Source organism: Pseudomonas abietaniphila (genome assembly GCF_900100795.1).
Classification (GTDB): Bacteria; Pseudomonadota; Gammaproteobacteria; order Pseudomonadales; family Pseudomonadaceae; genus Aquipseudomonas; species Aquipseudomonas abietaniphila.
Window position 1 is genome coordinate 45,277 of the sequence record NZ_FNCO01000008.1, and the last position, 23,422, is coordinate 68,698.

The 23,422-nt window shown below is 59.5% G+C and carries 28 protein-coding genes; 11 read left to right on the forward strand and 17 right to left on the reverse strand.

The window, feature by feature from the left end; genetic code table 11:
- Window positions 1-50: 50 nt before the first annotated feature.
- The 11 genes from BLS87_RS16395 to BLS87_RS16445 form a co-directional block, all read right to left on the reverse strand.
- Window positions 51-566, reverse strand: coding sequence for a DUF2878 domain-containing protein (locus BLS87_RS16395; RefSeq protein WP_074753542.1), 516 nt, complete (start codon window positions 564-566; stop codon window positions 51-53).
- A complete protein-coding gene (locus BLS87_RS16400) occupies window positions 559-1,821 on the reverse strand; it encodes an SAM-dependent methyltransferase (protein ID WP_074753543.1) in 1,263 nt (420 codons plus the stop codon). Before BLS87_RS16400 ends, BLS87_RS16395 begins: the two co-directional genes overlap by 8 nt.
- A complete protein-coding gene (locus BLS87_RS16405) occupies window positions 1,808-2,605 on the reverse strand; it encodes a DUF1365 domain-containing protein (RefSeq protein WP_074753544.1) in 798 nt (265 codons plus the stop codon). Before BLS87_RS16405 ends, BLS87_RS16400 begins: the two co-directional genes overlap by 14 nt.
- Window positions 2,602-3,849 carry an NAD(P)/FAD-dependent oxidoreductase gene (locus BLS87_RS16410; RefSeq protein WP_074753545.1) on the reverse strand — a complete coding sequence of 416 codons (1,248 nt, stop codon included), beginning with the start codon at window positions 3,847-3,849 and terminating at the stop codon, window positions 2,602-2,604. Before BLS87_RS16410 ends, BLS87_RS16405 begins: the two co-directional genes overlap by 4 nt.
- On the reverse strand, window positions 3,846-4,622 hold the full coding sequence (locus BLS87_RS16415; protein ID WP_074753546.1) for an SDR family NAD(P)-dependent oxidoreductase: 777 nt from the start codon (window positions 4,620-4,622) through the stop codon (window positions 3,846-3,848). Before BLS87_RS16415 ends, BLS87_RS16410 begins: the two co-directional genes overlap by 4 nt.
- A complete protein-coding gene (locus tag BLS87_RS16420) occupies window positions 4,619-5,044 on the reverse strand; it encodes a nuclear transport factor 2 family protein (protein WP_074753547.1) in 426 nt (141 codons plus the stop codon). The genes BLS87_RS16415 and BLS87_RS16420 overlap by 4 nt, the downstream gene beginning before the upstream one ends.
- Complete coding sequence (gene phrB / locus BLS87_RS16425) at window positions 5,037-6,482, reverse strand: deoxyribodipyrimidine photo-lyase (protein WP_074753548.1); 1,446 nt, start codon at window positions 6,480-6,482, stop codon at window positions 5,037-5,039. The genes BLS87_RS16420 and phrB overlap by 8 nt, the downstream gene beginning before the upstream one ends.
- A 9-nt stretch (window positions 6,483-6,491) precedes the next feature.
- Window positions 6,492-7,421, reverse strand: coding sequence for a MerR family transcriptional regulator (locus BLS87_RS16430; protein ID WP_143024403.1), 930 nt, complete (start codon window positions 7,419-7,421; stop codon window positions 6,492-6,494).
- A gap of 12 nt (window positions 7,422-7,433) precedes the next feature.
- Window positions 7,434-8,414 carry a YbgA family protein gene (locus BLS87_RS16435; protein WP_074753550.1) on the reverse strand — a complete coding sequence of 327 codons (981 nt, stop codon included), beginning with the start codon at window positions 8,412-8,414 and terminating at the stop codon, window positions 7,434-7,436.
- 485 nt (window positions 8,415-8,899) lie between these two features.
- A complete protein-coding gene (locus tag BLS87_RS16440) occupies window positions 8,900-9,115 on the reverse strand; it encodes a TIGR02450 family Trp-rich protein (protein ID WP_074753551.1) in 216 nt (71 codons plus the stop codon).
- The gene (locus tag BLS87_RS16445) at window positions 9,112-10,098 is read right to left on the reverse strand and encodes an NAD(P)/FAD-dependent oxidoreductase (RefSeq protein ID WP_074753552.1); all 987 of its coding nucleotides are present in this window, start codon (window positions 10,096-10,098) and stop codon (window positions 9,112-9,114) included. The genes BLS87_RS16440 and BLS87_RS16445 overlap by 4 nt, the downstream gene beginning before the upstream one ends.
- 301 nt (window positions 10,099-10,399) lie before the next feature.
- Here BLS87_RS16445 and BLS87_RS16450 point away from each other — a divergent pair, with 301 nt between their 5' ends.
- Window positions 10,400-11,302: a TIGR01777 family oxidoreductase gene (locus tag BLS87_RS16450; protein ID WP_074753553.1), complete on the forward strand. Its 903-nt coding sequence runs from the start codon at window positions 10,400-10,402 to the stop codon at window positions 11,300-11,302.
- Between the two features lie 14 nt (window positions 11,303-11,316).
- Window positions 11,317-12,345, forward strand: coding sequence for a ferrochelatase (hemH, locus tag BLS87_RS16455; RefSeq protein ID WP_074753554.1), 1,029 nt, complete (start codon window positions 11,317-11,319; stop codon window positions 12,343-12,345).
- A 165-nt stretch (window positions 12,346-12,510) separates the two neighbouring features.
- Here the strand turns inward: hemH and BLS87_RS16460 are convergent, their stop codons facing one another.
- Both BLS87_RS16460 and upp read right to left on the reverse strand, forming a co-directional pair.
- Entirely contained in the window at window positions 12,511-13,791 is a 1,281-nt protein-coding gene (locus BLS87_RS16460) for a uracil-xanthine permease family protein (protein WP_074753555.1), read from the reverse strand.
- Window positions 13,791-14,429, reverse strand: coding sequence for a uracil phosphoribosyltransferase (upp, locus tag BLS87_RS16465; protein WP_074753556.1), 639 nt, complete (start codon window positions 14,427-14,429; stop codon window positions 13,791-13,793). Before upp ends, BLS87_RS16460 begins: the two co-directional genes overlap by 1 nt.
- Before the next feature lie 199 nt (window positions 14,430-14,628).
- Between upp and BLS87_RS16470 the strand changes: the two genes are divergently transcribed.
- From BLS87_RS16470 to BLS87_RS16490, 5 genes are all read left to right on the forward strand, one after another.
- Complete coding sequence (locus BLS87_RS16470) at window positions 14,629-15,186, forward strand: hypoxanthine-guanine phosphoribosyltransferase (RefSeq protein WP_074753557.1); 558 nt, start codon at window positions 14,629-14,631, stop codon at window positions 15,184-15,186.
- A gap of 142 nt (window positions 15,187-15,328) precedes the next feature.
- Complete coding sequence (locus tag BLS87_RS16475) at window positions 15,329-15,781, forward strand: hypothetical protein (RefSeq protein WP_143024404.1); 453 nt, start codon at window positions 15,329-15,331, stop codon at window positions 15,779-15,781.
- Between the two features lie 107 nt (window positions 15,782-15,888).
- Window positions 15,889-16,380 (forward strand): hypothetical protein, encoded by a 492-nt coding sequence (locus BLS87_RS16480; protein ID WP_074753559.1) that lies wholly within the window; start codon window positions 15,889-15,891, stop codon window positions 16,378-16,380.
- Window positions 16,381-16,448: 68 nt separating this feature from the next.
- Window positions 16,449-16,736: a PA4642 family protein gene (locus tag BLS87_RS16485; RefSeq protein WP_074753560.1), complete on the forward strand. Its 288-nt coding sequence runs from the start codon at window positions 16,449-16,451 to the stop codon at window positions 16,734-16,736.
- A gap of 199 nt (window positions 16,737-16,935) precedes the next feature.
- Window positions 16,936-17,400, forward strand: a complete 465-nt coding sequence (locus tag BLS87_RS16490) for a hypothetical protein (protein WP_074753561.1) — start codon at window positions 16,936-16,938, stop codon at window positions 17,398-17,400.
- Between the two features lie 85 nt (window positions 17,401-17,485).
- On the opposite strand, the gene mqo is transcribed toward BLS87_RS16490, so the two are convergent.
- Together mqo and BLS87_RS16500 are read right to left on the reverse strand one after the other, a co-directional pair.
- Window positions 17,486-18,991 carry a malate dehydrogenase (quinone) gene (mqo, locus tag BLS87_RS16495; RefSeq protein WP_074753562.1) on the reverse strand — a complete coding sequence of 502 codons (1,506 nt, stop codon included), beginning with the start codon at window positions 18,989-18,991 and terminating at the stop codon, window positions 17,486-17,488.
- A gap of 732 nt (window positions 18,992-19,723) precedes the next feature.
- Window positions 19,724-19,957, reverse strand: a complete 234-nt coding sequence (locus BLS87_RS16500; protein ID WP_074753563.1) for a hypothetical protein — start codon at window positions 19,955-19,957, stop codon at window positions 19,724-19,726.
- A 244-nt stretch (window positions 19,958-20,201) separates the two neighbouring features.
- Here BLS87_RS16500 and BLS87_RS16505 point away from each other — a divergent pair, with 244 nt between their 5' ends.
- The gene (locus tag BLS87_RS16505; RefSeq protein ID WP_074753564.1) at window positions 20,202-20,783 is read left to right on the forward strand and encodes a YajG family lipoprotein; all 582 of its coding nucleotides are present in this window, start codon (window positions 20,202-20,204) and stop codon (window positions 20,781-20,783) included.
- A gap of 69 nt (window positions 20,784-20,852) precedes the next feature.
- Here BLS87_RS16505 and BLS87_RS16510 read toward each other — a convergent pair whose 3' ends face one another.
- Window positions 20,853-21,056 carry a hypothetical protein gene (locus BLS87_RS16510; RefSeq protein ID WP_074753565.1) on the reverse strand — a complete coding sequence of 68 codons (204 nt, stop codon included), beginning with the start codon at window positions 21,054-21,056 and terminating at the stop codon, window positions 20,853-20,855.
- 138 nt (window positions 21,057-21,194) lie between these two features.
- Here BLS87_RS16510 and BLS87_RS16515 point away from each other — a divergent pair, with 138 nt between their 5' ends.
- The gene (locus tag BLS87_RS16515; protein ID WP_074753566.1) at window positions 21,195-21,464 is read left to right on the forward strand and encodes a hypothetical protein; all 270 of its coding nucleotides are present in this window, start codon (window positions 21,195-21,197) and stop codon (window positions 21,462-21,464) included.
- Window positions 21,465-21,671: 207 nt separating this feature from the next.
- On the opposite strand, the gene BLS87_RS16520 is transcribed toward BLS87_RS16515, so the two are convergent.
- Window positions 21,672-22,835: a 1-acyl-sn-glycerol-3-phosphate acyltransferase gene (locus tag BLS87_RS16520; protein ID WP_083370693.1), complete on the reverse strand. Its 1,164-nt coding sequence runs from the start codon at window positions 22,833-22,835 to the stop codon at window positions 21,672-21,674.
- Between the two features lie 130 nt (window positions 22,836-22,965).
- Here BLS87_RS16520 and BLS87_RS16525 point away from each other — a divergent pair, with 130 nt between their 5' ends.
- Together BLS87_RS16525 and BLS87_RS16530 are read left to right on the forward strand one after the other, a co-directional pair.
- Complete coding sequence (locus BLS87_RS16525; protein ID WP_074753568.1) at window positions 22,966-23,157, forward strand: CPXCG motif-containing cysteine-rich protein; 192 nt, start codon at window positions 22,966-22,968, stop codon at window positions 23,155-23,157.
- A complete protein-coding gene (locus BLS87_RS16530) occupies window positions 23,157-23,417 on the forward strand; it encodes a putative signal transducing protein (RefSeq protein ID WP_074753569.1) in 261 nt (86 codons plus the stop codon). The genes BLS87_RS16525 and BLS87_RS16530 overlap by 1 nt, the downstream gene beginning before the upstream one ends.
- Window positions 23,418-23,422 lie beyond the last annotated feature (5 nt).

Consider the following 23,422-nt stretch of genomic DNA (forward strand, 5'->3'; position numbering starts at 1 on the left):
GTGTAAAGCAGTGTCGAACAGGCCGGTGGCTGGTCTGACGGACGCAGCCTTCACGCCGATACCTCATGCGCACGGGCGTCGCGAAAATAGTGGGCCAGCCAGTGCAGCAACGGGAAGATGACGGCCCAGATCGCGCCGAGTATCAGGACGCTTGGCCATACGCCCAGCGGCAACTGAACGTAAGTGAGGTGGGATCCGGCGATGTAGGAGGCCGGTCCTCCGACGGCGCCGAGTGCACTCGCCAGCCACCAGGGCCTGGCCGACCAGGCCAGGCAATGCCCCAGCGTTGTGGCCAGCAGCGGCCACAGCAAGGCAAGCCATAGCGGAATGACCTTGCCGGCTTCCCCGAAATCGAAAACGCCCAACTTGATCAGCGCGCTGTCGAGCACACAGCCCAGCGCGAACACCGTCATCAGCAGCTTCCCCTCACTGCGCCACGAGCCGATCAGGAGCAGGTGGACGACAAAAATAACGAACGTGATCAGCAGCCAGCCACTGTTCCCACCGAGCACACAGGTGAACCAGCCGATTTGGAACAGCGCGGCGTTTGTCAGGTTCTTAAGCATCGAAACGTCCCAGAAGCGGCTGCGGCACAGCCTTGGGTTTTGCCAGTAACAATTGCGCGGTGCCGATGGTTCGTTCCATGAATCCGCCCTCGCAGTAGCACAGGTAAAACTCCCACAGGCGCAGGAAATAATCGTCGTAGCCCAGTTCCGTGAGGTAGCCGGCCGCATGGCGGAAGTTGTCGTGCCACAGGCGCAGGGTTTTTGCGTAGTGCAACCCGAAATCCTCCATGTGCAGCAGATTCATGTCGGTGTCATCGCTGACGATTTCCAGCATTCGGGTGACGGAAGGCAGGGCGCCGCCCGGAAAGATGTACCGCTGGATGAAGTCGACGCTGCGTTTTGCCTGCTCGTATCGCTGCTCCCTGATCGTGATTGCCTGCAGCAGCATCAAACCGTCGTCCTTGAGCAGCTGCGTGCACTGCTTGAAATAGGTCCGCAGAAAACGGTGACCGACCGCTTCGATCATCTCGATGGACACCAGCTTGTCGTATTGCCCGGTCAGGTCACGGTAGTCGCTGAGCAGCAGCGTCACCTGGTCCTGCAGACCGAGCTCGGCGATACGTTTTTCGGTGTAGGCAAATTGTTCCTTGGACAGGGTCGTGGTCGTGACCTTGCAGCCGTAGTGCTGGGCGGCATAGATCGCCATGCTGCCCCAGCCCGTGCCGATCTCCAGCAAGTGATCGGTGGGTTTGAGCGAAAGCTTCTGACAGATCCGCTCCAGCTTGTTCAACTGCGCCTGCTCCAGCGTGTCATCAGGCGTCAGGAACTGCGCGGCCGAATACATCATGGTCGGGTCGAGAAATTGCTCGAACAGGTCGTTGCCCAGGTCGTAGTGGGCCGCGATATTTTTCTGCGAGCCTTTGCGCGTGTTGCGGTTGAGCCAGTGCAGGCCCTGCACGAAAGGGCGGCTGAGACGCGCCAGACCACCTTCCAGTGCATCGAGTACATCCAGATTGCTGACGAATACCCGGATGACCGCAGTCAAATCCGGGCTTGTCCAGTAGCCATGAATGAAGGCCTCGCCAGCGCCGATCGACCCGTTGCTGGCCACCAGCCCCCACACGGCCGCATCCTGAACGTGAATCTCGCCCAGTAGCACGGCGCCCGCAGCACCAAACACCTGCCGCTCATCGCCTTCGTAGACCACCAACTGTCCGTGACGAAGGTGCGCGAGTTGCCTCAGCACGCCACGTCGTAACAGGTTCGAGGTCAGGTTGTTGGTGCTGAAACCGGCAATGGCGCTACTGCTTTTCATGGCGTCTATCCTTGTCAACGGCAGCACTGCGGTACGAGCCTTCGGCGGCCTGATGGGAAAAAATCTGTATGCGTTTGGCGAACAGGCGCAGTGCCTGCCAGTAAATGGCGAGGCACGTCTTGGCGGTCATCCACGGGAAACTCAGCAGATGACGATGCAGGGCAGCGCGGCTCAGCGTTTGACGCTGCAAGTTGAGGGTCGCGTCAAACACTTTGTGCTCGCCCTGCCAGTCCGCCATGTGCACGCCCAGCCGGTCGCTCGGCTGGCTGAAACTCATGCGGTATTCCAGATCCCGGGGCAGAAAGGGTGAGACATGAAAGGCCTTCGCCACGGCGAAATGCTGGTGACCCTCGGCGTCGGCCGGCAGCACATAGTGATAGCGCTCACGCCAGGGCGTGTTGGTGACCTCGCAGACAATCGCCGCCAGGTTGCCGTTACGTTCGAAGCAGTAGAAGAAACTCACCGGGTTGAACGACAGCCCCCAGCTGCGCGCCTGGGTCAGCAGGCACACACGGCCCAGCGGTGCATGGCCCAGCGCCTTGCGCACAATGTCGCGTACGGCGCCGGTCAGCGAGATGCCGCGTCCGGTGTATTCACGCAAATAGTCACTCTGGCGAAAGGAAAACGGCGCCAGACGGCTCATACCGGCGAAGGGCGACAGCTGCATCACGGCGTCCTGCTCTTCCAGGTCGAGATAGAGCATGCCGATCCGGTACGTGAACGCGTGGGCCTTGGGCGAAAAGCGCCGATGGCTCACCCAGCCGCTGTACAGGGCGCTGTTCACAGCGATTCCCCAAAGGCAGAAGCAACGCGCAACGCGCTCACCACGCCGTCTTCGTGAAAACCGTTGGCCCAGTAAGCGCCGCAGTAATAGGTGTGCTGGGCGCCGAACACTTCTTGCCAGCGCCCTTGAGCCTCGATGCCCTTGAGGCTGTATTGCGGATGAGCGTATCGATAGCGCGCAAGGATCTTGTCCGGATCGATGGCTGATGTCTGGTTGAGACTGACGCAGAAGGTGGTATCGCTTTCGATCCCTTGCAGAATGTTCATCGCGTAGGTCACGGCGGCCGATTGATCGCCCGCGCCGCCCAGCCGGTAGTTCCAGCTCGCCCAGGCCAGTGGGCGGCTGGGCAGCAGTCGGGTGTCGGTGTGCAGCACGACGTCGTTGTCGGCGTAGGGCAAGGCGCCGAGTATTTCTTGCTCGGTGGCACTCGGCTCGGCCAGCATCGCCAGCGCCTGGTCGCTGTGGCAGGCGAAAACCACCTTGTCGAAGCGCTCGCTGCCCTGAGCGCTGTGAATCGTCACGCCCTCTTTGTCACGCTCGACCCGGGTGACCGGGCATTTCAGGCGGATGCGGTCGCGAAACGACGCGGTCAGTGGTTCGATGTAACGGCTGGAACCGCCTTCGATGACGCACCATTGCGGGCGGTTGCTGACCGAAAGCAAACCGTGGTTCTTGAAAAAACGCACGAAGAACTGCAGCGGAAAGGCGAGCATGTCGGCCAGTGACATCGACCAGATGGCCGCGCCCATGGGCACGATGTAGTGCTCGGTAAACCGCCGGCCGTAACCTTCCGCTTTCAGGTAGGCGCCGAGCGTGGTGTCCGCGGCAATGCGCTGGCTTTGCAGATCGGCGAATGCCTGTTTATTGAAGCGCAGGATGTCCCGCAGCATGCCCCAGAAGGTCGGCGACAGCAGGTTGCTGCGCTGGGCGAACAGGCTGTTGAGGTTATTGCCGTTGTATTCGGTACGGCTGTGCGGGTCGCAGACTGAAAAACTCATCTCGGTGGGCTTGAACGCCACGCCCAGCTTGCCCAGCAACTTGATGAAGTTGGGGTAGGTCCAGTCGTTGAAGACGATGAACCCGGTGTCGATGGCGTGTTGTTTGCCATTCACGGACACATTGACGGTGTGCGTGTGACCGCCGATCCAGTCATCGGCTTCGAACACGGTGATGTCATGCATGCGGTTGAGCAACCAGGCGCTGGTCAGGCCCGAGATACCGCTGCCGATGATCGCGATTTTCATGAGGTCGCCCCGGTCTTGGCCGATGTGCGGACCATGCGTTTGCACAGCGCCAATTGAAGGCGCAAGGGAAGGATGGCGATCGCCTTGAGCAGCAGAATGAATACGAATGGAAAGGCGATTTCAAGCGGCCGGCGGGGTTTTTCCAGGCGTTCGGCAATGTACCGCGCGGCCTTTGGCGCAGACCAGCGCATGGGCATCGGGAAGTCGTTTTTTGCCGTCAGCGGGGTGTCGACAAAGCCAGGGCTGACGACCGTCACTTCGATGCCTTCCTGCGCCAGATCGATGCGCAAGGATTGAAGCAGGTAGCGCAAGCCGGCTTTCGACGCTCCATAGGCTTCGGAGCGGGTCAGCGGCAGCAGCGCAACCGAACTGGCCACACCGACGAGATGCGGACGATCACCCAGTCTCAGCAGGGGCAGTGCTTCCTGAATGCAATACGCGGTGGCGATCAGGTTGGTCTTCACCACGCGCTCGACCATACCGGCATCGAACTGACTCGCGTCGATGTATTCGCACGTGCCTGCATTGAGGATCACCGTGTCCACGGCTCCCCAGACCTGAGCGATGCGCTCGCCAATGGCGGTCACGGTTTCGGGATCGGCGACGTCGCCGGGTACGAGCAATACCTGATGTGCAAAGCGTTGATCCAGCGCTTCAAGCGGCTCGAGGGTGCGCGCCGTCAGCGCGACCTGATGGCCTGCTTTCAGCAGTTCTTCGGCCAGCGCCAGCCCGATGCCGCTGCTGGCGCCGGTCAGCCAGATACGTCGCTTCATGCCAATCTCCCTTTGAGCCACCGGATCATCCTGCCCATCACGGGGAGGTGCTCATAAAGCAAAGCTCCGGCATCGAAGAAATCGCGATGCTGAAACACCTTGTTGTCCGTCCACAGCAAGTGCGAGCAACCGTGAACCAGGATCGGCTCACCTTGCTTCAAACGGGGATGGCGGTAGCTCATGGTCCAGCGCAAATAGCCCTTGCCTTCGCGTACCTGATCGAAGGCGTGAAACTCGAATTGCAAGTCGGTGACGTTGGCGTACAGGTCCTCGAAGTACTTACGCAGATCAGGCAGCCCGTGAACATCGTGCAGTGGATCGGTGAAGGCGACATCATCGCTGTACAGCTCGCCGAGCAGGTGCAGGTTCCCCTTGTCGAGTTCGGCGAAGCGCCGGGCGTAATCGCGCAGGAATTCACTCATGGTCTTGAGTCTCTGCTTGTCGATGAGGCAGCGATTTGAAGGCGGTCAGCGCGCGTTCGCGACTGGATTTCAGGTCGACGATCGGCGCCGGATAATCGGCAACGCCAAAAAGCCCGCCCAGCGCCGAAGGGTTATGAATATCCCGTTTGTTGAGGTCGGCCAGCTCCGGAATCCAGGTTTTGATGAACCGGCCTTCCGGGTCGAAGCGTTCTGACTGGCTCTGCGGATTGAAGATGCGGAAATAGGGTGACGCGTCGGTGCCGGTGGACGAGCTCCACTGCCAACCACCGTTGTTCGCCGCAAGATCCCCGTCGATCAGGTGCTGCATGAAGAAACGTTCGCCTTCACGCCAGTCGATCAGCAGGTTCTTGGTCAGGTACATCGCCACGATCATGCGCAGACGGTTGTGCATCCAGCCGGTTTCCAGCAACTGACGCATCGCTGCGTCAATGATCGGCAGCCCGGTACGCCCTTGTTGCCAGGCTTCCAGGTCCTTTGGCGCATGACGCCACTTCAACGCCTCGGTTTCAGGACGGAACGCGCGATGGCGCGACACGCGAGGGAATCCGACCAGGACGTGTTTATAAAACTCGCGCCACAGCAGCTCGTTGATCCAGGTCACCGAGCCTGCGTTTCCTGTTTCGAATTCGCCGTTGTTGCTGCGCAACGCCGCATGCAGGCATTGGCGAGGGGAGACGACGCCCGCGGCCAGGTACGCCGAAAGCTGGCTGGTCCCGGGCTTGGCCGGGAAGTCGCGCTCATCCTGGTAGTAATGCACTTGTTCGTCGGTGAAGGCTTCGAGGCGCCGCCGGGCTTCGCTTTCGCCCGCAGGCCACAGTGCACGCAGCGCATCGGACGGTGTGGCAAAACCGGTGACCTGCTCCGGAACATCGTCGCTTTTGATGTGCAATGCCGATTGCTTCCCGGGCAGGCGCACCACCGCTGGCACCGAGTAGTGCAAGCGCGCGTAACAGACCTTGCGGAACTGGGTGAAGACCTTGAAATACCCGCCGCTTTTCGTCAGCACGCTGCCGGGCTTGAAGAACAGCTGGTCCAGATGGCTGTGAAAGCCGATGCCGTGTTTATCCAGCGCTGCGGCGACGTCTTCATCGCGTCGAGTCTCGTTGACGCCGTACTCTTCGTTGACGTGAACCTGCTCGATCCCGTGGGTCGTGCACAGCGTGAGCAGCGCTTTGGGCGCCTTGTCCCAGGTCGCGGCGTGCACGATCACCAGCGGCACGTTCAGCGCTTGGAGTTCGATTTTGAGCGCAGCCAGGTTGCGCAACCAGAAGTCGACCTTGCACGGCGCGTCGTCATGGCTGTGCCACTGCTCGGGACTGATCATGTACACGGCCAGCGTGGGGCCCTGCTCCATGGCAGCGCTCAATGCGGTGTTGTCGTGTACGCGCAAATCGCTGCGCAGCCAGATGAGTTGCATGTTCATTCCTTAGATAAGACCCAGGCTTTGCAGCGTGGCCTGGGCGGTCAAAGGGTCTTCGGCAAGGGTGAGTCCGGGGACCTCACTGACAGATACGGATAACTCGGCCGAATGGATGCGCACCGTGGGTCCGATAATTAATGTCGGGCAGTCGATGTTGTTCAGAAGGCGAGGGAGCTGGGCCAGGTTCAGCGATTTGCTGGAGTACAACAGCACCGCCCGCGGCTTGAGGTACTCGCACGCCAGCGGCAACTCACCCGGCGGCAAAGGCCAGTCGAAGACCTCCACAGGGCAATCGGCGCTGCTCAATAGCCAGGCGGTCAGCCACACATGAGGTTCCATGGGCACGTCGGAATGGTTGATCAGCAATAACGGTGCACCACTGACCTGACGGTTGTTGTGGTAAAGCCGGGCGCCGAATTTGCTGCGCAGCCACGAATAGAAAAACACGCGCTCCAGCTGCGCGCCGAACTGACCCTGCCAACGCTGCTCCAGTGAAGCCAGCAAAGGCATCAGCAGTTGTTCGCACAGGGTGCGCGGCGGGTACAGCGACATCGCCTGATTGAGCGTGTCGTCCAGTCGCCGCTCGGCCAGTGCAGTGATGGCCTCCAGCAGGTTTTGTCGCAGCCGATCCCAGTCGTTTTCAACGCTGAGCGGCGGTGACTGCTCATTGTCGATCAATTGCTTGACCTGACTGACGGAAACGCCGCGGTTGAGCCAGGTCAGAATTGTCAGCACGCGATCGACGTGCGCCGTGCTGTACAAACGGTGACCCTTGGGCGTGCGGTGAGGCACGATCAGACCATAGCGGCGCTCCCAGGCGCGCAGGGTCACCGCATTCACACCGGTCAGACGAGCGACCTCGCGAATCGGCAACCAGCCGTCTTCGAAGGTTTCGGAGTCGGCCTGGGGGTCGTCATCCAAGGGTTCAGAGGTCATATTCTTCATCGGTCAGATCGCGTTACGCAGGCTGAGGTTTTCCGGATGCGGTTGCAGGTAAACCTGTAACGCGATGTACGGGTCGGGGTGTTGGCGGAAGTGATGTTTGAGCAAGGTCAGCGGCACGACCAATGGCACTATGCCTTGGTGGTACTGACGGATGACGGCCTGAATTTCCTGCTTGTCCGAGCCGCTGATGGTGTCGCGCAGATAACCGCACAGGTGCTGCAGGACGTTGGTGTGGGTCCGGCGTGTGGCGGGCTTCTTCAGGGCGTTCATCAGCTCGCTGAAATACCGAGGCGCAATCTCGACGGGGTCGCTGCGTCCCATGTTGCCCAGCATATTGCCCAAGGCTTTGTACTGAACCGGGTCGTTGGCCATCAGTTGGTATTTGTAGCGCGAGTGAAATTCGGTCAGCGCCCGTCGCGTGATGCCGTTCTTCAGCAGTGCTTGCCAGGCGGCGTAGGCGTAAACGCGGGTGATGAAATTTTCCCGCAGCACGGGATCATTCAGCCGGCCGTCTTCTTCCACCGGCAGGTCCGGATGCTTGGCGCAGAACGCCTGGGCATAAATGCCGCGTCCACCGGCATCGAACGGTGCGCCGTTATCGCGGTAGACCTTCACACGCTCAAGGCCGCAGGACGGGGATTTCTGCATGAAGATGTAGCCGCAGATATCGTCCATTTCTTCGGCCATGTGCTCGCCGTATTCGGCGAGGGCCTGGGTGACATTCATTTCCTTGCGCACCGTGCCCACGGCTTGAGGATGCTCCGGGTCGCCGACCAGACGAATCGCTTCGCGCGGAATGCCCATGCCGATCGCAACTTCCGGGCATGCCGGGACGAAATCGAAATACTCATTCAGCGCGCGCGTCAGCAGGTGCGATTCCTTGTGCCCGCCGTTGAATCGAACCTCGACACCCATCAGGCAGGCGCTGACGCCCAGCTTGGGTTTTGACGCGGGTTGCTGTTGTGGGGTCGGTGGCGTGGACATGGCAAAACCTCGATCAACATCTTGTACAACCTTTTTTGGCTGTACAACGTGTCTTCATCATAGGTTCAAGGTTGTACAAGTCAAATTATTTGTACAAGGTTGCTTGAGGGATTTGCTGACTGGGGGGTGGATTGCATGCCCAGAAACTGTGCCGGCTTGCTGGCGAATACGGTGGGTCAGCAGTATCAACGGTGAATGACACACCGCGTTCGCTGCCCTCGTAACCTCGGACGTCTCCTACACGGTTCGCGGCGTTCCAAAGGTTTGAGCATGACGCGGATATTGTAGGAGCCGGCTTGCTGGCGAATGCGGTGGGTCGGTAGCGTCAACGGTGAATGACACACCGCGTTCGCGACCGTCGTAACCTCCGATTGCTCCTACAGGGTTCGCGGCGTTCCAAAGGCTTGAGCATGACGCCGATATTGTCGCCAGCGAGCTGGCGCCTGCCATTGGAGTGTCATTCCCGGAGGGCAGGGCACGCTGGACTATTTCCACCCCATCCGCCACGTCTGCTCATCCTGCAGTGTCTGCCAGGTCAGACGTTCGCTGCGCTTGGTGAGCACGGCCTGCAACTCGATTTCCAGAACGATGCCTTCTTCGTCGCAGAACAGTTCGGTGACCAGGAAATGTTTTTCGCGATGCTGGGGATGAGCTGCTGTCCATTTCGACAGCAGCAATTTGCGCGGGTTAAGTCGATTCATTTCAAGTGTTCGAGCAAGCGACGTGCCGCCTCCTGGCCGCTGAGCCATGCGCCTTCGACACGACCGGACAGGCACCAGTCGCCACACACATACAGACCCAGATCCGGATCGGACAACGCGCCGACTTCACGTCCCCCGGCGGGCCGTGCATACAACCAGCGGTGGGCGAGGGTGAACGCAGGCGCCGGCATCGAGCAATTGATCAGTTCGGCAAATGCACCGTGCAAGTGATCGATCACCTGCTCCTTGGGCATGTCCAGATGCTGACGGCTCCAGGCACTGGTGGCGTGCAGGATCCAGGTGTCCATCTTGTCGTCACGGCCCGGTTTGCTGCGATTGCGCGCCAGCCAGTCGATGGGGCTGTCCTGCACGAAGCAGCCTTCCAGCGGCGTCTCCAAAGGCGTATCGAACGCCAGGGCGACCGCCCAGGTCGGCTCCATCTTCACGCCTGCAACCACGCTGGCCAGCTTAGGCGCGGCGGCGAGCAGCGTGGAGGCCTGCGGAGCCGGAATCGCGATCACCACCTGACTGAACGGGCCATGGCTGCGACCGTCAGCGTCCAGCAAGTTCCAGTGCTCTTCGCCCCGGAATACTTCGGTGATGCGGCAGGAAAACGTAACCGGCATATCGCCCAGCATGGCCCGGGTAATTGCGCTCATGCGCGGCTTGCCGACCCAACGCACTTGCTCGTCGGGCGACAGGCTCAATTGGCCGCCATGGAAGTTGTAGAGCAGTGGTGTCCATTCGGCGACGTGACCGTCGGCCTGCCATTGCTGAACGGCGGCAGCGAAACGGCGGTCGCGAGCGGTGAAATACTGCGCGCCCATGTCCAGCGCACCTGCATCGCTGCGCTTGCTGGACATTCTTCCGCCACTGCCGCGGCTCTTGTCGAAAAGGTGGATGGCATGCCCGGCGGCTTGCAATGCTCGGGCAGCGGAGAGTCCGGCGATACCGGTACCGATGATTGCGATGGGTACAGTCATAGGGGCCTCGTTACCTTGTCTACACAGACTACGCCGTAGTTAAAACCTGTACAATGCCGATCTTCGGTATAACTTATCGTCCTTCGACGCGCAGGACGCTGACCTTTCTCAGGGCTCATTCTTGAGTCTGACGCTTTACCTGAATCGTTCAACTGTTCGAACGGATCAATCGAACGTACGGGTGAGGAGGCGTTCTCTATAGCGTGGCCTATGGTTCCATTATTCGCTTCGTTCACAAGCACATTGTTTGTGAAGAAATAGACTACCGATTTGCGATGAACGCCACGCGAGGAACACCGACATGCACATCTTGCTGACCGGCGGTACAGGGTTGATAGGTCGTCGTTTGTGTCGACACTGGCGCGATCAAGGCCATCAACTGACGGTGTTGAGTCGCAAGCCCGAAGACGTCCCGCGTCTTTGCGGCGCTGGGGTGCGCGGAATTGCGCACCCGGACGACATCAGCGACCAGACGGTCGACGCCGTGATCAACCTGGCGGGCGCCCCGATCGCCGACAGGCCCTGGACCCGTAAACGCAAAATGCTGTTATGGGACAGCCGCATCACCCTCACTGAACAACTCATGACCTGGCTTGAACGACGGGAGCAAAAGCCCCGCGTTCTTATTTCAGGATCTGCAGTGGGCTGGTACGGCGACGGTGGGGAGCGAGAGCTTGATGAAAGCTCGGCGCCGGTCAGCGAAGACTTTGCCAGTCGCCTGTGCATCGCCTGGGAGGAAACCGCGCAGCGGGCGGAGGGGCTTGGGATTCGTGTGGTATTGCTGCGAACTGGCTTGGTGCTGGCCCGTGACGGCGGCATGATGCAGCGCCTGTTGCCACCGTTCAAATTAGGGATGGGCGGGCCGATCGGCAATGGACGGCAATGGATGCCGTGGGTCCATATCGACGATCAAATCGCGGCGATTGATTTTCTGTTGAACCGGGATGACGCCCAAGGTCCCTATAATGTCTGCGCGCCATCACCGGTCCGCAATCGCGATTTCGCCAAGACGCTCGCCGCGATCCTGCACCGTCCGGCATTCATGCCCATGCCCGCTTTTGCGTTGAAGGTGCTCATGGGCGAGTTGTCGATATTGCTGCTGGGCGGCCAGCGCGCCAGCCCGAGCCGGCTGCAGGCCGCCGGATTCACTTTCCGATTCACCGATCTGCACGCGGCACTGAAAAATCTTCTAGGCCGCCACTGACATCAAGGTGTTGCATGACCGATCACGCGTTGCTGCTGGTTAACCTGGGTTCGCCAGCCTCCACCGAAGTAGCGGACGTTCGCCGCTACCTCAATCAGTTCCTGATGGACCCGTACGTTATTGATCTGCCGTGGCCGGTCCGGCGTTTGTTGGTGTCGCTCATCCTGATCAAACGTCCTGAACAATCTGCCCATGCGTACGCTTCTATCTGGTGGGACGAAGGCTCGCCGCTGGTGGTATTGAGCAAGCGTCTGCAGCAGGCCATGACTCAGGAATGGACGCAGGGCCCGGTCGAGCTGGCGATGCGGTATGGCGAGCCGTCGATTGAAACAGTACTGACCCGCCTGGCGGCGCAGGGCATCAAGAAGGTCACCCTGGCCCCGCTGTACCCTCAGTTTGCCGACAGCACCGTGACCACGGTGATCGAAGAGGCGAAGCGGGTCGTGCGGGACAGGAAACTGCACTTCGATTTCTCGCTGGTCCCGCCGTTCTTTAATCAGCCCGAATACCTTGAGGCATTGGTAGAGAGCGTGCGCCCGCATCTGGCGCAGGATTTTGATCACCTGTTACTGAGCTTCCACGGGTTGCCTGAGCGGCATATCACCAAGCTGGACCCGACGGGCAACCATTGCTTCAAGGGCGGCAACTGCTGTGAAAACGCTTCGCCTGAAGTCCTTGCCGTGTGTTACCGCGCTCAATGCATGCGCTCGTCCGCCGAGTTCGCCAAGCGGATGGGACTGCCCGATGGCAAGTGGTCGGTCTCGTTTCAGTCGCGTCTTGGGCGGGCCAAGTGGATCGAGCCCTACACCGAAGCGCATCTGGCTGAACTGGCGGCGCAGGGCGTTAAGAAGCTGTTGGTGATGTGCCCTGCATTCGTGGCCGACTGCATCGAGACGCTGGAAGAAATCGGGGATCGCGGGGCGGAGCAGTTCAAGGAAGCGGGGGGCGAGGAGCTGATTTTGATCCCTTGCCTGAACGATGATCCAAACTGGGCGAAAGCTCTGAATACGCTGTGCGAGCGGGCGCCAGCGATGGTGGTCTGAGCAGAGTGAGATGCGCGTATTTGCTATCCCGGGATTGACTGACTGCATGCGGCCTACTGTAGGAGCCGGCTTGCTGGCGAATGCTGGGTTACAGTCGACATCTTCGTCACTGATCGACGCCATTCGCCAGCAAGCCGGCTCCTACAAAAAACACAACTGCGCAAGCTACGGCAACTGATCATCCAGATGCTTGTTCTTCCAGGCATCGTTGCCCGGCAGGATCAGGTTCAGCACAATCGCCGTCACTGCGCACAGGGCAATGCCCTTCATCCCGAAATCATCCGGGCCGTTGCCCGTGCCGATCAGCACGCCGCCGATACCGAACACCAGCGTCACCGAAACGATCACCAGGTTACGCGCCTCGGCCAGGTCGACTTTGTGCCGGATCAGCGTGTTCATGCCCACTGCGGCGATAGAGCCGAACAACAGGCACAGAATCCCGCCCATCACCGGCACCGGAATACTCTGCAGCAGCGCGCCGAATTTACCGATGAAGGCCAGTGTAATGGCGAAGATCGCTGCCCAGGTCATGATCTTGGGGTTGTAGTTCTTGGTCAGCATCACCGCGCCGGTCACTTCGGCATACGTGGTGTTGGGCGGGCCGCCGAAAGCGCCAGCGACCGTGGTCGCGATGCCGTCGCCCAGCAGCGTGCGATGCAGGCCGGGCTTTTTCAGGTAATCACGGCCCGTCACACTGCCGACGGCAATCACGCCACCGATGTGTTCGATCGCTGGGGCCAGCGCCACCGGCACGATGAACAGGATCGCCTGCCAGTTGAACTCCGGCGCCGTGAAATGAGGGATGTCCAGCCACGGTGCGGCGGCGATCTTGGCGACATCCACCACGCCGAAATAGAACGACAGGGCAAATCCCACCAACACACCGGAGATGATCGGGACCAGGCGGAAGATGCCTTTGCCGAACACCGCAACGATCAATGTCGTCAGCAGTGCCGCCATCGAGATCACGATGGCGGTGTGATAGGGGATCAGCTCAGCCGCGCCGTCACCGGTTCTGCCCATGGCCATGTTGGCGGCAATGGGTGCCATCGCAAGACCGATTGAGATGATGACCGGCCCGATCACCACCGGCGGCAGAAGCCGATCGATGAAACCCGTGCCTTTGATCTTCACCGCCAGGCCCAGGAAGGTGTAGACGAAGCCTGCCGCCATCACGCCGCCCATGGTCGCCGCGAGGCCGAATTGGCCCTTGGCGAGAATGATCGGGGTGATGAAAGCGAAGCTGGACGCCAGGAATACCGGCACCTGACGGCCTGTCACCAGTTGAAAGCACAGCGTGCCCAACCCTGCGGTAAACAATGCGACGTTGGGGTCGAGCCCGGTAATCAGCGGCATCAAGACCAGGGCGCCGAAGGCCACGAAGAGCATCTGCGCGCCCGACAATACGGTGCGCCAGAGTGGATCGTTAAACTCGTCCTGCTTCATCAGGCGTCCTTTTGCTTGGTGCCGAAGATTTTGTCACCGGCATCGCCCAGGCCCGGAATGATGTAACCCTGTTCGTTCAGGCGTTCATCGATGGACGCGGTGTAGATGTTCACGTCCGGATGCGCCTTCTCGACGATGGCGATGCCTTCCGGCGCAGCCACCAAGACCATGGCGCGGATGTCGCGGCAACCGGCTTTTTTCAGCAGGTCGATCGTGGCGACCATCGAGCCGCCGGTGGCCAGCATCGGGTCGATGATCAAGGCCAGACGCTGGTCGATCTCGGGGGCGAGTTTTTCCAGGTAGGTGTGCGCTTCAAGGGTTTCTTCGTTGCGTGCGACGCCCACGGCACTGACCTTGGCGCCCGGGATCAGGCTGAGGACGCCTTCGAGCATGCCGATGCCCGCGCGCAGGATCGGGACCACGGTAATCTTTTTGCCGGCGATCTTCTCGACCTGGACAGTGCCGGCCCAGCCCTGGATGTCGTAAGTCTCCAGCGGCAGGTCTTTGGTCGCTTCGTAGGTCAGCAGTGCGCCGACTTCCTGAGCCAGTTCACGAAAGTTCTTGGTGCTGATATCGGCTCGGCGCATGAGACCGAGTTTGTGACGGATCAGCGGATGGCGGATCTCACGAATGGGCATAAGGGGACGGCTCCAGCGGGCGGGCAAAAAAAACGGCTTAGATTAATCTATTCAGCTGTAACTTGTCTTACCGGTTAGGATCGCGTTTCTGACATTAATGGGACGCCAGTGCAACGTTAGTCCAGAAAGACTTGCCCTGACGTTGTCCGATGCGTACCTTTGCCCGCTTTTCCTTCCACAGCCCCCCTTGGAGAGCGTCATGTCCGCTGATCTCGAGCATATCCGTCAAATCATGCGCGAGGCTGACTGCCTGTACACCGAGGCCGAAGTCGAGGCGTCCATCGCCCGCGTCGGTCAGCAAATCAACAGTGTGTTGGCCGAACGTAACCCGGTCGTCTTCTGCGTGATGAACGGTGGCCTGATTTTCGCCGGCAAGCTGCTGACGCACCTGAACTTCCCGCTGGAAGCTTCGTATCTGCACGCGACGCGTTATCGCAACGAAACCAGCGGCGGCGAGCTGTTCTGGAAAGCCAAGCCCGAGGTGTCGTTCATTGACCGCGACGTGTTGATCATCGACGACATCCTCGACGAAGGTCATACCCTTGGCGCGATCATCGACTTCTGTAAGCACGCAGGCGCGAGCGCCGTCCACACGGCCGTGCTGATCGACAAGGACCACGACCGCAAGGCGCGTCCTGACCTCAAAGCCGACTTCGTCGGTCTGCCGTGCATCGACCGGTATATCTTCGGTTATGGCATGGATTACAAGGGTTACTGGCGCAACGCCGCCGGCATCTACGCCGTTAAAGGCATGTAAGGCGATCAAGGAAGCGTCTGACTTCCTGAATCGGCTTTCTTACATTTCGTAAACGTTCCATTTCAGCAAACTCGGCACAGTACCCGGAGAGACAGAGATCGATCCGGGGCACAGCCTTTTTACTTGAATGGACGTTAGCAACATGAATTTGAAACATATGAGCGCCGGCATTGCCGCCGCGTTCGCCTCGGCAATGTTCCTCGCTCAATCGGCTCAGGCCGCGCAACTCATCGCCACCGTGGACGTGGTCAATCAAGGCCAGCGCGCGCTGGACCTGACCTCCTCGAGCTGGAGCCTGGCCGGTGAGTCGGCAGCCAGTTATCGCGTCACGCCCGGCACGTTTGCGGTCGTCAACATCCCGTTGAACAACCCCACTGTCGATCAGGCCTCGTTCCGCTACAGCAGCGCGCACAAGGTCTGCCTGTTTCGTCTGGGTCACGACATGCGACCGAGTCAGAGCGGCGGTAACGTCACCATCCTCCCTCGCTACTGGGCAGACGCTCAGTCCCAAGGCAGTGAGCCAGCGACCTGTCGCGCCAAGGTCCTCAACAACACCCCGGGTCGCGGTTACGCCGTCCAGGTCGAGATGAATTGAGTCACCTGAAAGCGCACGCATTAAATCGTGAAAACGTCCTGCCCGCCCCGGGCTGAGGCACGTCTTCTCCATGCTAGAGTGCTCCCCTGATTTTTCGGGGAGCCATCATGCCTTTGTCCTTTCGCCTTAGAGCTGCCTTGCTGGTGTTGTTGAGCCTGCCAATGGCCGCGCCTGTTGTCGCCGAACCCATGCACGCCCAATACCTGCCGCCCGATGAGTTGTCGGTGCGTGAAGGAGAACCCGAACAGCAGCAATTGCTGCAGATCACGGACTATTCGGTGGTGGTGGGCAGCCAGCGTCAGTCCAATCAGCAGCCGATTCCTGTGACTTCACCGCTGACCCTGCGCCTCAAGGGCAAGCCGATGAACAAGGGCGCCACGATCTCCGAGGTGCTTGTTCATTTTGACGGCGAAAGCAAAAGCCTGAAAAAACCCGCTTACGACGAGCCAAGCCGCACCTTGACCCTGTATTACCCTGCCAGCCAATACCGCGTGCTGGTGGATTTGCTGCGCAACGAAAAGGTCTATTGCCAGTTTCTCAGTTACGCCAATGGTCATGTCTGGGCTGATGTGCACACCGGCAGTGTACGCGCGCGTTGAGCCTGTGGTCGGGCGAGGGGTAAACTGCCCGCCCGTGAAAATGTCCCGCAAGTCAGTTGGAGTCAGCAATGCGTAAAGATAAGAAGCAGGTGATTGGCGATGAAATCGGCGACGCCCAGATCAAACTGTTCCTGGATTTCGAGCCGGTGGATGCGACTTCCCCGTCCCTGCACAAGCTGATCAAAGCCTATCGTGGCCTGCGCATCGATGACTTCGGGCGTTTTCTGGTGTTCTTCAAGGAAGCGGGCTACGACCTGGATGGCAAAGACGCCCAAGGTCATGACTTTGTTGCACTGATCAAGGATCAGCGTAACGCCGAGGAATATATCGCGTTGATCGAAAAGGCGCGCGGTTAAGTTTTGATGTCTGACGGGCGCCATTGCGGCGCTCGTTTGATACACCGTCTTACTTCATCGTTGAATGATCTTTCCTACTGCATCTAACTGCGTCTTTTCCTTTTAAAAAACGTTGGCATGTTCATACTGACTCGTGTGTCTTGAGACGCATCGGTCCGGGCAGGATGCCCGGAACATCAAACGAAAAGGAATTTAACGCATGAACGTATTCAATCGTATTCTGGGCGGATTCATCGCCTTGCTGGCGGTCTTCGCCATGATCCCTGCTGCCTATGCGGCCTACCCCAAGACCATGAAGGTTGCGGTCGAGGTATGGAACGACAAAGAGCAGGATCTCCACATGACGTACGCCAGTTGGGAGCCTAAGGGAGCGAGTTTAAGCAGCTATCTCATACCGGCTCAAAACAGTGGGCGGGCGATCAACGTGACGTTGAATAATCCCCGCAATGACGCCGCGGTGTTTCGCTATGCGAACACCGAAGGGCAGAAGTGCGAGTTCAGGATGTCTCACAAGGTGGTTTTCCGATGGGTCGGGGTAAACCCCGCACCTGAGAAAACTGCCACTGCCAACTCCATTGGCACCGTACCTGCCGAATGCAGCGCTGCGGTGACCAAAGGCACCGATTCGATGGGCAGTTACACGGTGAAGTTTTCGATGAAGTGATGCGCCATCTGACGCATTAAAACTGAAAACCCCGCTGCGTGGGCGGGGCTTTCAGTAATCTCACCGATTCAGAGCAGGCTCTGAATCAAGCGAAGCTTGCCGCCTGGCTGCTTGGGACCAGGTCCAGGCTCTCGTCGCTCTGGGCGCTGACACGCTGATACAGCTGCGCGTCGGTTTCCAGAATCTTCTCCCGAGCCGGGAAGATCTCATTCAGCTTGGCGGCCCATTCGGTACGAGCCTTTTCAGGGAAGCAGCGTTCGATCAGGTCGAGCATGATCGAAACAGTGACCGAAGCACCCGGGGATGCGCCCAGCAGCGCCGCAAGGGAACCGTCCTTGGCCGAAACCAGTTCGGTACCGAATTGCAGAACGCCGCCTTTCTTCGGATCCTTCTTGATGATCTGCACACGCTGACCGGCCACTTCAAGGCGCCAGTCTTCGGCTTTCGCTTCAGGGTAGAAGCGACGCAGGGCATCCAGACGCTGTTCCATGGACTGCCGCACTTCACTGATCAGGTACTTGGTCAGGTCCATGTTGTCGCGGGCTACGGCCAGCATCGGTGCGATGTTGGCGGCGCGGATCGACAGCGGCAGGTCCATGAGCGAACCGTGCTTGAGGAACTTGGTGGTGAAACCGGCGTACGGGCCGAACAGCAGGGAGGTCTTGCCGTCGACCACGCGGGTGTCCAGGTGTGGAACCGACATCGGCGGGGAACCCACCGCAGCCTGGCTGTAGACCTTGGCTTGGTGACGTTTTACCACTTCAGGGTTGTCGCAGCGCAGCCACTGGCCGCTGACCGGGAAGCCGCCAAAACCTTTGCCTTCTTCGATGCCCGACATCTGCAGCAGCGGCAGGGCCGCGCCACCGGCGCCGAGGAACACGAATTTGGCGTCGATTTCGCGTGTGCCACCGCTGTTGACGTCCTTGATGGTCACGCTCCAGCCATCGCCTTTACGGCTCAGGCCCGTGACGCGCTTGCAATACTTGACCTGCGCATCGGGAGCGCTGGACAGGTGTTTGAGCAATTGATTGGTCAGGTTGCCGAAGTTCACGTCGGTGCCGTGCATGACGCGCGTGGCGGCGATCGGCTCATCAGCCGGACGGCCCGGCATCATCAGCGGCATCCACTCGGCCAGCGTGGCCTTGTCTTCGGTGTACTCCATCGATGCGAACGCGTGGTGTTTGCGCAGCGCTTCGTAGCGTTTTTTAAGGTACGCCATGCCTTTCTCGCCCTGAACGAAGCTCAGGTGCGGCACCGGCGTGATGAACGAGCGCGAGGAACCGAAGGTGCCCGTGCGAGCCAGATAGCTCCAGAACTGCTTCGAGACTTCGAACTGAGTGTTGATATGAATCGCTTTTTTGATGTCGATGGAGCCATCGGCCATTTCCGGCGTGTAGTTCAGCTCGCACAGGCCTGCATGGCCGGTGCCGGCGTTGTTCCATGGGTTGGAACTCTCTGCGGCACCGGAATCCATCAGTTCGACAACCTCAAGCTTGAGGCTTGGGTCGAGCTCCTTGAGCAGCACTGCAAGGGTGGCACTCATGATGCCTGCCCCGACCAGTACCACATCGACTGCTTCGTTATGCGCCATTAACGCGTCTCCAAAATCTGCAGCACCAAATTGACGGCATGGACCCCGAGGTCAGTTGCCGGGTGCGGGCGGCGCGGGGTTCGCGCAGTGCCTCGTACAACCCGGCCGGGATCGGCATGTCCGATTCTTCGCAATTTTTTGCATCTTCAGCGGACGCCACCGCAGGGGCCTGGTCGATGCTTTTGTAGTGCAAGCATGAACGCATTTTTCGGCCCGAACAGCCATTCGACTATCGTCAAGACGTCCGGTTATGCAACCAAATCCGTAGTGGACAGGCTTCAGACTCCGGTTGTGGAGGCTGCGCTGCAGTCGGTCCTTTGCAAGGGGGCTGGGTCAGACGCTAATGGTGCATGTACAAACGCGTAACTATTCATTTGCTCGCCACACTCTTGTGAAGTTGTGAAAACCCGTTTTTTTTGCGCTCTTTTGGAGACGCAAACCTCAAAAAGGGCTGCGCGATGGCAGCTCTGGCAGATCAGGTTCAAACACAGTGTGGGCATTGGCGTGCGCAAAAGGTTCGAGCGAATCGACGTTTTTGCGCCTGCGCCGCGGACACACCGGGCTGCACATGTCTGTGTGGAAGGCTCTCTGTGGGCGATACGGAGGAGTTGATACGCGGTATCAACGATGCTGCGAGGCCCGATCAGGAGACGTCCTTATAATCGGGGGGAGATTATAGCGATGAAACGCGCAGAATTGATCCAGAAAAAATGACTTTTATTCGCCGTTCGGTCAGATGCTGAGCAATTGCCGGGCGGTAATCGCACGCGCGCGGGGCGTGATGCGGGCGCTGGCGGGCAGAGGCTGGTGCAGCCAGGTCAGATTGGCTTCGGTGATTTCCACCCAGTCATGACCCTGAGGTGCTACGGCGCAGTGCTTGAACGAAACGCACACGCCGTATGTGTCCAGGCGAGCATAGTGACGATAACGGCGACGAAGCGAGAACAGAGACCAGAGAAAGTCCATGGGAAGACTCCTTGATGTGGGAAGCGCTGTTGGGCCTTTGAGAAAAGTATGCCGTGCGGCGATGACATCCCCATGACGTCCACATTGCGTAATGGTGTCGACGCGTATCTTTTGGCTGTCACGAATAACGAGGCCGTCAGGAACCGGTGCGATGGCACTTTGTCGTATCTTTACGCTAGTGAGCGACCTTGCGAGGTCGCTATACTGCGGCACAATTTGTGCCTTGGCCCATGGAGAAATGAGCATGTTGCGTCGCGTTTTGTTCGGTTTGCTTGCTGTAGGCAGTCTGACGCTGGTGGGGTGTGCCCACAGCCCGCAGTCGCTTAGCCCACAACCCAAGTTGAACAGCCAGCTGGCGCCTGTCGGGCACGGTCAGCAAGTGGTGGTTCGGGTTGTCGACGGTCGCCAGTCGCAGACCCTTGGCACCCGCGGTGGGCTGTACCCTGAAACCAGTTCGATTACGGTCAACAGCCAGCAAGTGGTTCCGCAGCTCCAGGCCCAGGCCGAAGCTGCCGTGCGTCTGCTGGGCTTTACGCCTGTTCAAGGCGGCAACGGCCCACAGCTGACCATCACCCTTGCGGACCTCAAGTATCAGTCGCCCAAAGAAGGCCTGTACGTGACTGAAGCGAACATCAGTTCGACCTTCCGCGCTGACGTGCAGAACAACGGTCACAGCTACAGCGGTCGTTACGCAGCGTCGCTGGACCAGCGTTTCGGCATGGCGCCCAACGAAGAAACGAACACCAAACTGATCAGCGACGTGCTCAGCGATGCGCTGACCCGTCTGTTCCAGGATCAGACCATCGGTCGCACGCTGGGTCAGTAACTCGACTGGCTGTATGACAAAAGCCCCCGGTTTCGTGAGAAGCCGGGGGCTTTTTGTTGGGGCTTAGGTTTACGCCGCCTGGTAGAAATCCAGAAAGCTGTAACCCGTTTCCAGGTCCATCTCCGGCAGGTCGTTATGTGCGTGGCCACCCAGTGCGCAGTACACCAGCCAATGCCTGTCCTGGACGTTGAAGGCCAGCGCGTCGATGAGCGCTTCCTGTTCGTCACTCGGGGCGATGAGGTAAAGGCGGTCCTGGTTGTGGGCGTGCAGCATGACGCTCTCCGTATCCGGGTGGTCGAGTTGAGGTGCTACACAGTGAACGGTTCAGGTGACGTTAAGGTGACACGCAGTACCTTTATCGTCAGATCCAACTGAACCTGCGGTGCCCTGATCTGGCGCCATCGAGGCCCCATGTCGTTCCTCCAGCACTCCCCCGCAATGGTCCTCAACGCATTGGCGCTACTCGCCGCCGGACCCGGGATCTGGCTGTTGCACACCACCCGCAACCTCGAGCAACGTGAAACCACGCAACTGCACAAACTCACCGAGCAAGCGCCTATCGATGAGCCCATGCACCTGATGGACGTACCCACCCTGCGCATGATCCGCCTGAGTTATCGCATCGGTGCGGCGTGCCTGGGGTTTGCGTTGCTGCTCTCATGGGTGAGCACCAAACTTTGATCTCCTCGCCCATCGCGGGCCGTGCGCTCGGGCCTTTGTGGGAGCGAATTTATTCGCGAAAAGTCTTTCAGGCGCCAGAGATGCGTTGATCCCGCAGGCCGACCGCGAACGAATCCGCACACAGGGTTTGTTGTGGTTGCCGCCTCATCTGTGAGGCAATAAAAAACGGCGCCTGTCGGGGCGCCGTTTTTCGTGAAGCGACTGATGTTAAAGCGGCAGTCCCGCCTTGACCCGATACTGATTGCGCACTGGCGTCGCGTATTGCAGCACCAGATACGGACGGTGCTCTTCGGCGCAGCCCTCCAGGCGGCGTTGCCATTCTTCTTTCGCGCGCTCCAGCTCGTCGGCCGGGAAAATCTTTGCAGCGGCAGGTACTTTCAGGCTCGGATCGGCATCGTCCCACTGCGCGTACGCCAGATAATGCACCGGGAACAGGCGGTAGCCGCCGAGGATCTGCCGGTCCATTTCGATCGCCAGTTGCTTGGTGTCGTCGAACAGCTCGGTAATCGGTGGTGCGAAGTTGACGTGGACGCGGCCTTTGTAGCCGGTGATGCCCAGCGCGATGCTGACATCGTCCTCGCCCGGTGCCTTGGTGTAACTGCCGGTGGTCGCGCGGATGTACAGCTCGCGGGCCTTCGCCTGATCGCATGGGTCGTACTCGTAGCTGATCGAGACCGGCGTCAGGTTCAGCGACTGAATGACTTCGCCAAACGGCTCGTCCTTGCGACTCATGTGGAACATCTTGAGGATCGCCGACTCGGTGCGGTCGTCGCCATCTTTGGCGCGACCTTCGGCCTGTGCGATCCAGATCGACTGGCAGTCGTTGCGAATCGAGTGATTGATGTAGGCCGACAGCAACTGGTACGCCGCCATTTTTTCGCGGCGTCCGGTGATGGAGCGATGCACGATGAAGCTCTTGTTCAGGCGCATCAGGTCGCTGACGAACGGCTTTTGCAGCAGGTTGTCGCCGATGGCGATCCGCGGCGTCGGCAAGCCTGCGTGGTACACGGCATAGTTGACGAACGCCGGGTCCATCACGATATCCCGGTGGTTGGCCAGAAACAGGTAAGCCACGCCGGACTTGAACTGCTCCACGCCGGTGTAGGTCACACCATCGGTGGCCCGTTCAATCGTATGGTCGACGTAATGCTCGACCTTGTCCTGCAAGGCCGCGACGGTCTCGATGCCGGCAAACTGACGGCGCAGCTTGCGCGCGATGGCAGGCTGAAGGATCCAGCCGAGGGAACCGGCCAGACGTGGAAAACGGAAATGCGTGAGGATCGCGAGGAACGCCTTGTCACCCAGTAGCCGGTTGAGTACGGCTTTTACTTCGGTGTCGTCGTACGGTCGGATGGCATCGAATTCGCCCATCATGCTCTCTTGTTGGAAACGGCTAGGGTAAAGGTAGGTCGAGTCCGGTTTTACGCCCGGATGGTGAGAAATTAAGCTCGGCCTGCAAACAAGTCGGCGATTATACGCAAAACTGCTCTCGGAGACTGTGATGCACGAAATACAACCTGCAGCGCCTTACGAGTGCCCTTATTGCGGCGAACCGGGAGAAACGGTCCTGGACCTGTCGGAAGGCGACCACAACTTCATCGAAGATTGTCATGTGTGCTGTCGTCCCATCGAATTTCATCTGCAAACCGATGGCGAACAATGGGATCTGGACGTCCGTGCCGAGAACGACTGATGCGCAAAATCTATGAACCGGAAAACATGATGGAAGGCGAGCTGTTGCAGTCCATGCTCGCCAGTGAAGGCATCGAGTCGCACATCACCGGACGCCACTTGCTGGGCGGGATCGGTGAGTTGCCGGTGTTCGGCCTTTTGGGGCTGGCGGTGCAGGATGACGAGGCCGATCGGGCACGCCAGTTGATCACTGAGTACAATGGCGCCTTTCCGTTGTCGGGCGATGAGCCTGACAGCTACCCCGATGTGTTGTTGTGCTGAGGCCT